Origin of the sequence: Chamaesiphon polymorphus CCALA 037 (assembly GCF_003003845.1) — a bacterium.
Lineage (GTDB): Bacteria > Cyanobacteriota > Cyanobacteriia > Cyanobacteriales > Chamaesiphonaceae > Chamaesiphon > Chamaesiphon polymorphus.
Genome location: NZ_PVWO01000160.1, coordinates 1 through 11,045, shown reverse-complemented (window position 1 = coordinate 11,045; position 11,045 = coordinate 1). Strand labels below are relative to the sequence as shown.

Genomic DNA, 11,045 nt, shown 5'->3' with positions numbered 1-11,045 from the left:
TCAATTGAAAAAGCTACTCTCAGTTGTGAAATTAATTGAGTGGCTAGTAGCGAGTGTCCGCCCAATTCAAAGAAGTTGTCGTGGATCCCGACAGTTCGCACGCTTAACACTGAAGCGAAGATGTTGGCAATGATTTCTTCACTAGGCGTGCGCGGTGCCACATATTCATGTGTCCGAGAGATTTCACCATCAGCAGTCGGCAGTGCATTGCGATCTACTTTCCCGTTCGGGGTTAACGGCACAGAGTCTAAAGTGACAATTGCCGAAGGTACCATATATTCTGGTAGCCTTTGCTTGAGGAATACTCGCACTTGAAGAATGTCAAGCATTTCAGCCGATGCGACCAGATAAGCAACAAGACGTTTGCCAGAACTATCCCCAGTGGCAATTACCACAGCTTGTTGCACCTGAGGGTGGGCGTTCAAGACAGCTTCAACTTCACCCAATTCGATCCGAAAGCCCCGAATTTTGACTTGATTATCGATGCGACCGAGAAATTCGATATTTCCATCACTCAAATAACGCGCTAAATCCCCAGTTTTATATAGTCGTGCCGAGTTGTCAGCGGAGAAGAGATTGGGAATGAATTTGGCTTGGGTGAGTTCGGGACGATTTAAGTATCCTCTGGCTAATCCATCGCCACCAATGTGGAGTTCTCCAGCTACCCCAATTGGTACTGGTTGCATTTGTGAATCGAGGATGTAGATCTGCGTGTTGGCAATGGGACGACCGATTGAAGGAGGGATTCCAGTTTCAAGTCCAGCAGGGACAATACCAGAAGTTGTAACAACTGCACTTTCAGTTGGGCCGTAATTATTAATTACTTTGAATGGAATAGAAGATAATGGATACTGATAGAGCCGATCTCCGCCAACGAGCAGCATCCGCAAAGTCTTGTTATCAGACCAATCTAACCCTAATATTTCCTTTGCTAAAGGCGTAGGTAGGAAAGTAACTGTAATTGCTGATGTAGTTAACCAATCTTGAAGTTCAACAGGCAAAGTGCGAATTCGATCGGAAACAAGATGAATGCTTGCCCCTGCACTCAAGTAAGGCCATAATTCCCATACTGATGCATCAAATGCTACTCCTGCCAGTTGAGTTGCCCGATCTGACGAGGATACGGCAAAAACTTGTTGATGCCAAAAAATGAGGTTTAATAATCCTTTATGTTCCACCGGAACGCCTTTAGGTGTTCCGGTGGAGCCAGAAGTGTAGATGACATAAGCCAAGTTATTTGCACTGACACCAGTCACTAAATTAGCCTGATGATGTGACTCAATGACCCCTCTATCTGTATCAACACAAACCACCCGTGCCGAATGAGAAGGCAATGATGAGAGCAAATCTTGCTGAGTCAACAGCACATCTACAGCAGAATCACCCAACAGATAACTCAAACGTGCGGCAGGATAACTAGGGTCGAGGGGTACATAAGCTCCTCCAGCCTTGAGGATCCCCAACAGTCCTACTACCATCGCCAGCGAACGTTCGACACAAATGCCCACCAAGACTTCGGGTTTGACACCCAAACTTTGTAAGTGATGGGCTAATTGATTAGCCCTTTGATTCAACTGTTGGTAAGTTAATTGCTCATCTTCAAACACCACCGCCACCGCATCAGGTGTTTTCTCAACCTGAGCTTCAAATAAGTGATGGATACATTTATCGTCAGCATATTGACTTGCTGTCTGATTCCACTCTACTAATAACTGCTGTCGCTCTGATGGAGTCAACAAGGGTAATTCATCAACTGGTTGTTGAGGATTGGAGACAATTGCTAACAACAAATTGTGGAAATGACCCGCCATCCGATCGATGGTTGCAGCATCGAATAAGTCAGTATTGTATTCCCAATCCCCAACTAACCCTTCAGGTGTTTCCGACATCGATAATGTGAGATCGAACTTAGCAATGGTGCTGTCTCGATCTAAATAACTTAAGGTAATCCCAGGTAATGTTAAGTCATCCATCGGCGCATTTTGGAGTACAAACATCACCTGAAATAGTGGTGAATGACTCAGCGACCGTTGCGGTTTTAATGCCTCAACTACCTGCTCGAAGGGTACATCCTGATGCTCGTAAGCTTGGAGTGTGGTTTCCCTAACTTGAGTTAGCAATTGAGCAAAACTGGGATTGTCTTCAAACCGGACTCTCAAGACTAAGGTATTTACAAAAAAGCCGATTAATGACTCAATTTCCCGCCGATTGCGATTGGCAATGGGCGAACCCAGAACCAGATCGGACTGACCGCTGTAACGATAAAGTAAAGTTGAGAAAGCGGCGGCCAGAGTCACGAACAACGTAGTGCCCGACTCCCGAGACAGGGACTGCAACCGATCGTTCAGCTCGATACTTACAGGAAAGCTCTGCGATTTACCTCGGTAAGTTTGGATCTGAGGGCGAGGTCTATCGGTCGGTAGCTGTAATAATTCTGGTGCTCCTTGCAATTGTTGCTGCCAGTAATTGAGTTGAGCTTCAAGGATTTGACCGCTAAGGTATTTTCGCTGCCATACCGCAAAATCGGCATATTGAATTGGTAATTCTGGCAGTGGTGAAGGTGCTCCAGCACAGAACGCTGGATAGAGAACTGCTAGTTCTTGAATGAAGACCCCGATCGACCACCCATCGGAAATAATATGGTGCATGGCGAGCAACAATACCTGCTCTGTTGCCGATAGCAAGAGTAGACTACATCGGATTAACGGTGCGGCTTCTAAGTCAAATGGGGTGATTGCTTCTCGATCGATTTCCGCTTGACATTTTGTCCTTCGTTCGATCGGTGCTAGAGCCTGTAGATCGATCGCCTGCATCTTCAGGGTAGTGGCAGGATGAATGACCTGAACGGGATGACCGTCAACAGTGTGGAAGCTAGTACGTAGGACTTGATGGCGACAGACGATTTCGGTTAATGCTTGTTGGAGTGCGTTAATGTCTAAGGAACCACTGATGCGAACTGCGGCAGGCATATTGTATGTGGCACTCGACCCTTCGAGTTGGTTGAGAAACCACAGCCGTTCTTGCGCAAATGAGAGTGCTAATGAAGTTGATTCGTCCTGGCGAGGGATAGCTTGAGTATTGAAACGGATGTTTTTTTTCTCCAGCATGAGTTTGAGCAAGTCATGCTTTGAATTGTTGAAGAAACTATCTGAAGAAGAGTTATTGCTTGTAGTAGTCATTGATATATTATGTGACTATATAATCTTAGATTAAACTTCATACCTCTTCCCCGATCGAAGTAATTGTCAAGTTCTTGATAAACAGAAAAATACTTTAAGATAGGTACTGCTGGCACGAGTTTTGGTGGTAAATAATGTTGTTTTGAAAAAAATAGATTGCGATCTAATTACTACCAACAGTAGGTTTTGTCGATCGTTACAGATGATGCTTGTTAGCGATCGACTAATTGCTTATTTATTGTCATATCTATTTTTTTTGATTATATTTGTTGTAGTAAAACATTGTTTTTCACAATAGGCTCTAATGGAGTGTAATTCTTACCTACTAAAAATTCTGGCCTTTTTCGATCGGAACGGGGAATATTATTAATGCTGTTGTATGTAATGATTAGCAGCCTGCGAGGATAAGGGGAAATATTAGGAACTGAGGCATGAGCTATGTTCCCATGAAAGAAAAAAACAGACCCAGCAGATCCAGTAGGAGCTGTTAGACTCCCTTTTTGAACGAGGCGAGTTATGGTTTTATTGTCTAGACAGTATTTGAGATCGGCACTGACATTAGCTTCCCATCCAGCATCTTCTCTAGATCCATTAGTATTAAAGTCGATAAGTCCTTCTTTGTGAGAGCCTAAAATATAATACAATGGCCCGTTAAATTGATTTACTTCATCTAGAAAAATACCAATACTAATTGTTCTAGGTTCTGGCATACCATCTTCCTCATACCAAAAAGCATAGTCTTGATGCCAAGGCCAAAGATCGCCAGTAAAAGCTGCTTTCATATTGATTTTAAACTGGTAGAGATAAACCGAATCTCCTAAAATCTGTCGAGCAGGTTCTAGCAACAATGGATGTCGGATCAAATCCTGGAGAATTTTGCTATGTGCGTGAACTCCATGAAGTGCTCTTATGGTTTGGCAGTCCTTTTCCATCACTAGTCCAGGAGTATTATCTGGCAATTGAAAAATTGCTTCATTTACAGAATTTATTTCCAGTTTAGATAAATAGTTAGGGATAAACAACATCCCATCATTCTCGTACTTTTGGATCCGATCTTGAGTAAGTTTCATGTCAATTTGGATGTTGTAATTAGATTTGAAATACGTGTATCTATTTTTTGAGTTCTTCTAGCATGAGTTGAACTTTTTCGGGAGAAAGCTTATCGATTGCCTGCCAAGTTATCGCAATTTCTTCAAGCGCATCGCGATCGCCAGCTATCTGAGTCATGATATTTACTAATTGAGCGGCTGTCTGGCTTTGAAATACCTGACGCACTGACAATGCTAAATCGAACTTCTTTTTAATATCGTTAACTAACTTCATTGCTAACAAAGAATGACCTCCTAACTCAAAAAAATTATCGTGCATACCTATGCGTTCGACATTCAGAATTTCTTGCAAAATTTGGATTAATACTTCTTCTACAGGGGTTTGAGGAGGGACAAATACGATCTCTAAACTCGATCGGGTTTCATCAGGAGCGGGCAATGCCTTGCGATCGACCTTTCCATTGGGGGTTAAAGGTAGAGTCTGGATAAAAATAAAAGCGGCAGGTATCATATATTCTGGGATCTGAAGCTTAAGAAAATCTCGTAATTGTTCGCTTGTTAAAGTTTGTTCGCGAACCAAGATAATATAAGCGACCAAACGCTTTCTGATTGCTTCTGTCCCATACATGAGCACAACGGCTTGTTGCACTTGCGGGTGGGCGTTCAAGACGGCTTCAACTTCACCCAGTTCGATCCGAAAGCCTCGAATCTTGACTTGATTATCGATGCGACCGAGAAATTCGATATTCCCGTCTGGGAAGTAACGGGCTAGATCGCCCGTTTTATAAAGACGTGCAGATTCATCATTCGAGAAGGGATTAGAGATGAATTTCGCGGCTGTCAAATCGGGACGGTTGAGGTAGCCACGGGCGAGGCTATCACCGCCGATGTGCAACTCTCCTGGGACACCAATTGGCACTGGTTGAAGATGTCGGTCTAAAATGTAGATCTGCGTGTTGGCTATTGGTTTACCAATCGGGGGATAACTTGGCCATTGCTGGGATGATTCGGCCAAAATATATGAAGTTACGACATGAGTTTCAGAAGGGCCATAATGGTTATGAAATGTCACATGGTCGAGATGAGAAAATAGATCGATTAGCTGTTGAGTAATCCGAAGTTGCTCCCCTGTCGCGACTGCTTCTATGAGATTAGTAAACAATTCGGGTCGATCTCCATATGTTTCTGCTAATTGCTGCCAAAGAGCGACTGGTAGAATTATCTTTTGAATCAGATTTTTTGTGATGAAATGTACTAATTTTTCTAAATCCAGAATATGACTCTCAGGAATTAAGAACAGAGTACCTCCAGAACACCAAGCCGCAAATATCTCATGAAAACTGGCATCAAAACTGATGGAAGCAAACTGGAGAACTCTAATTCCTGGTGTCATTGTTGCCAAATGCCACTGAATGAGATTGTTGAGAGCGTAATGAGATAAAGCTATTCCTTTCGGCAATCCTGTGGAGCCAGAGGTGTACATTACATAAAGTAAATTGTTAGGCTCTACATCAGTTGCTAATTCGGTTCCTGACTCCATGGCTATCATCTGCCAATCAGTATCTAAACAAACTACTCGCACCGGATGTGATGGTAAAGATGCCAGCAAAGATTGTTGCGTCAACAACATCTGAGCACCAGAATCAAGCAGCATATGACTCAACCGTTCCTGAGGATAATTGGGGTCGAGGGGCACATAAGCACCACCAGCTTTAAGGATTGCCAACAGACTCACAACCATCGCGATCGAACGTTCGACACAAATTCCCACCAACACCTCCGATCGAACGCCCAAGCCGTGGAGGTAGCGAGCTAATTGATTAGCTCTATAATTTAACTGTTGATAAGTTAACTGCTCTTCTTCAAATACCACTGCGATCGCATCAGGAGTTTTTTCTACCTGCGCTTCAAATAATTGATGAATGCATAGATCTTGAGGATATTTAGTGGCAGTATCATTCCAATCAACCAATAACTGCTGGCATTCTGCTGCACTTAGTAAGGGTATCTCCCCAACTGTTTGATGAGGATTATCGGCAATCGCCGATAAAATAGTTTGAAGATGACCTAGCATCCTCTCGATCGTATCCTCTTCAAAACGAGCAAAATCGTAAATAACTTTAACCAATAACTCATTTCCAGGCACTGCAATTAAAGTCAATGGATAATTAGTTTGTTCGTAGCTATCGATCTCATTTACCCGTAAAGAAATATCTGAATTATCCAGAGAACTATTAATTGGATAATTTTCAAAAACTACAATGCTTTCAAACAAAGGGACTCCAGCAGGCAGATCGCTTTTAGATTGAATTTCAACAAGAGGTATATAAGCATACTGCTGCAATTCCAACATCGATTGCTGTGTTCGCAAGAGCCAAGGTATTATTTGCTCTAACGGCAATATTTTTAGACGTAGTGGTAAGGTATTTATTAGTAAGCCCACCATGTTTTCTACTTCGGGCAAATTAATATTTCGACCAGAAACAGTGACACCAAACACTATATCTTGTTCGCCACTATAACGGCTTAATAGCAATGCCCACGCAGATTGAAATATACTTGATAAAGTTATATGATATTGTTGAGATATAGACTGTAATTTATGACTTATTTCAGCAGATAAATATAATTTAATATCTTTGCGGATAAAATCTTGCTGCTGTTTTTTGGATTGAACTCTATCTACTACTAGAGAAGTGGGAGTACGAAAATCATCCAAATTCTGCTGCCAAAAGGTAAGTGCAGCTTGCTTATCTTGAGAATTTAACCAATTAATATAATCGGAGTACGGACATGGTGTTGGTAGGTAATAAGTTTTGCCTACAACCGCAGCTTCGTAGAAACTCAAGAATTCTTTAAAGATAATTGGCAAAGACCATCCATCAATCAGAATGTGATGATGACTCCAGATAAACTTGTAAGTATCTTCATTGAGTTTAATTAATGTAAAACTCATTAAAGGGGCGCGATCTAATTGAAAACCTTGTTGTCTTTGTTCTCGCAGTAAATCTGATAATTGCTGTTGTTGCTCTAATGGGGATAGTTGTTGCCAATTAAGATTAGTCCAAGGTAATTTCAAGTTTTTCAGGACAATTTGCAAGGGATTTTCAAGATCTGTCCAAGCAAAAAATGTCCGTAGAACTGAATGCCGATCGAAAATTTTCTGCCAAGCAGATTCAAAAGCAGAAATGCTAATACTACCCTCTAAAGTCAATATTGTCTGCTCGAAATACACCCAACTATTAGGATCGTAAAGACTGTGAAATAACATCCCTTCCTGCATTGGAGAAAGAGGATAAATTGATTCAATTTTTTTATTTGTTTTCATGTTAATTTATATATTTTCAGCCAACTTTTCTAGAAGTGCATCCAATTTATCTTGAGCTAAGTTGGTCAATGGAAAATCACTAGGTGTGTACCCAAAAACATCTTTTGATTGACAATGCTCTATTAAAGACTGGGCATAAGAAATATAGCTTTTTGCTAATTTCTCAACTGTGCTTTTACTATGGATGTTCGGGTTATAAGTCCAAGAAATGCGCAGTTTACTTTCTATCACTAAACAATTAATGTCTAATAGATGGCTGCGAAATCGATTTGGATTTTCGTTAAGGCCAGTAGATTCAGTGGCAAATTTCCAGACATCATTTGACTGGACTCGATTCTGCTGTGCAGACACTGCGTTAACAAATTGCCCTAAGTAGTTAAAGCTAATTTCTGGATTAGGAATTACCTGAAGTTGTTCTCGAAGATTAGGATCTTCACACAAGTATCGTAATATGCCATAGCCAATCCCTCGATTTGGGATAGCTCTTAATTGTTCTTTAATTGACTTGATAACAGATGATAGTCGATCTAATGAAGGTAGGTACAATAAGACTGGGAACATACTAGTAAACCAACCAACTGTCCGCGATAGATCTACATCTTCAAATATTTCTTCTCTTCCATGCCCCTCTAAATTAATTAGTACAGTAGAATTTTCCGTCCATTGTCCCAATGAAAGCACTAATGCACTTAGCAATATATCGTTAATTTGTGTATTGTAAGCTTCGTTGACCGACCCTAATAGAATGTGGGTTTCTTCTTCACTTAATTCTAGTGTCACTGTGGCAGTACAACCAACTGTATTCTTGAAGTTTGTGGAGTTATTATCTAATGGTAATGGTGTTGCCATCGACCAATCTTGACGAAGCAAATATTCTAATTCTTGGCTGAAGTTATCTAGGTACGCATGTTTTTTTAATTTTGTCGCCCAATCAATAAATGCGGTGGTTTTGGGGCTGAGTTGAATCGGCTTTTGAGTAACTAATTGTTGGTGAATTGTTGCTAAATCTGATAATAATATGCGCCAGCTCACACCATCCACTACTAGATGATGAATAATAATCAGTAGACGTGCATCATCTCGATCGCCCAAGTTAAACATTATGACTTGGATGAGCGATCCTGTTGATAAGTTCAAACTAGCTTGAAATTCTGTCGCAATTTTTGATAATGCTTGCGGTTGCGATCCCTTGGGAACTGACGACAAATCTACTACTGAGAAAAAAGATGTATTGTTGTCAAAATCTTCACTTATTTGTTCGTAATCAGATCCATTTAATCTGAAGCGTAAACGGAGGGCATCATGATGCTCCAGTAACTTTTTAAAGGATTTTTCGATCGGCTCACTTTGAAAATGATTGGGAATCTGCAATAAGACTGATTGGTTAAAATGGTCTAGCTCTTGTGTATTTTCTGAAAAGAACCAGCTTTGAATTGGCGTGAGCGGAGCCGATCCGGTAACTACACCTTGTCGAGCAGTTACACTAGTTGTCGTGTTGGCAACTGCGGCTAGTGTCGCAATAGTTTGATTTTGGAATACCTGCTTGGGCGTAATTTGGAGACCTGCACTTCTAGCACGAGAAACGACTTGAATGCTCAAGATGGAATCACCACCGATTTCAAAGAAGTTATCGTTCACGCTAATTTTTTCTTTAAGCAGCAGTTCTTGCCATATATTGGCAATGATTTCTTCATTAGGAGTGCGCGGAGCCACATATTCATGCGTCCGCAAGATTTCACCATCAGGAATCGGCAGTGCCTTGCGGTCTACTTTCCCATTCGGAGTCAACGGTATAGAGTCTAAAGTGACGATCGCCGCAGGCACCATATATTCAGGCAGCCTGTGCTTGACATATTCACGCACTTGACCAGCACTGAGCGATTCATCCCCTGTCACCAGATAAGCAACAAGACGTTTGCCAACACGATCCTCCATGTCAATTACCACCGCTTGTTGCACCTGAGGATGAGAACTCAAGACAGCCTCCACCTCCCCCAGTTCGATCCGAAAACCCCGAATCTTGACTTGATTATCGATCCGACCGAGAAATTCGATATTTCCATCACTCAAATAACGCGCTAAATCCCCAGTTTTATAGAGACGTGCAGATTCATCATCCGAGAAGGGATCGGAAATAAATTTCGCCGCCGTAAAGTCAGGACGGTTGAGGTAGCCACGAGCGAGGCTATCACCGCCAATATGCAACTCCCCAGGGACACCAATCGGCACAGGTTGAAGATATCGGTCTAAAATATAGATCTGCGTATTGGCAATCGGTTTCCCAATCGAAATACTTTCGAGCTGCTGCTCAGAACTGCCTAAACAACTTACATCAAAAATAGTAGATGTGATAGTTGCCTCCGTCAGTCCAAAAGCATTCAGCAGCCGTGAAGATGCCAACGCTGTTTGCTGCCAAAGTTTGACTGTCTCAGATGGCATCACATCTCCACCCACGATCGTCAGTCTGATGCTACAGTCTCGGAGCGATTGCGGATTGTTTACCCATTCGAGAATTAATTGTTGCCAGTAGGCTGGTGGCAGATCCACAACACTAATCTGGTATTTTTCAACATATTCGTGAAATTGAAATGGTTGCCATAATTGGCCTCTGACTACTATCGAAGCACCAACAGCTAAGGGGACAAAGATTTGCTCGACCGAAGGATCGAACCCAATTGATGCAAATTGAAGCACTCGATCGCTTGACTCGAGCCGATATACACTTTGAATATTGTGACAGTGCCAGACAATGGCCTGATGTTCGATTTGGACGCCCTTAGGCAAACCAGTAGAACCAGAAGTATAGATAACATAAGCTAAATTAGCCGCAGCGACATCAGAAGAGAGATTAGTAGCACTCGCGCGGGCAATTGAGTCCCAATCGGTATCCAAACACACCAGACGGGCTGAATGTGCAGGCAATGATGCCAGCAAATCTTGTTGAGTCAACAAGACCTCCACACCAGCATCAGCCAACATGTAACTCAACCGTTCTGGAGGATAGCTGGGGTCGAGTGGCACATAAGCCCCACCAGCTTTAAGAATTCCCAACAGTCCTACTACCATTGCCAGCGAACGTTCGACACAAATGCCGACTAAGACTTCGGGTTTGACACCCAAACTTTGTAAGTGATGAGCTAGTTGATTGGCTCGCTGATTCAACTGTTGGTAAGTTAATTGCTCATCTTCAAAGACAACAGCGATTGCATCCGGTGTTTTTTCAACCTGCGCCTCAAATAAGTGATGGATACATTTATCGTCAGGATATTGACTTGCTGTCTGATTCCACTCTACTAATAACTGCTGGCGTTCGGCAGCACTCAGCAGCGAGATTTCACTCACTAACTGGTGAGGATTGGAGCCAATCGCCGACAACAAGTTCTCAAAATGACCCGCCATCCGCTCGATGGTTGCAGCATCGAATAAGTCGGTGTTGTATTCCCAATCACCCACTAACCCTTCAGGTGTTTCCGACATCGATAGTGTGAG

General features: G+C 42.2%; 4 protein-coding genes. All 4 read right to left on the bottom strand.

All coding sequences use genetic code 11. From position 1 onward, the window contains the following. Positions 1-3,179: non-ribosomal peptide synthetase (locus C7B77_RS13750; RefSeq protein WP_146138316.1), on the bottom strand; the 3,179-nt coding region annotated here is incomplete at its 3' end. Between the two features lie 260 nt (positions 3,180-3,439). Then, entirely contained in the window at positions 3,440-4,249 is an 810-nt protein-coding gene (locus C7B77_RS13745; RefSeq protein ID WP_106305588.1) for a phytanoyl-CoA dioxygenase family protein, read from the bottom strand. Between the two features lie 40 nt (positions 4,250-4,289). Next, complete coding sequence (locus C7B77_RS13740; protein WP_106305585.1) at positions 4,290-7,556, bottom strand: non-ribosomal peptide synthetase; 3,267 nt, start codon at positions 7,554-7,556, stop codon at positions 4,290-4,292. 6 nt (positions 7,557-7,562) lie between these two features. Further along, a partial coding sequence (locus tag C7B77_RS13735; RefSeq protein WP_146138315.1) for a non-ribosomal peptide synthetase occupies positions 7,563-11,045 on the bottom strand: 3,483 nt, incomplete at its 5' end.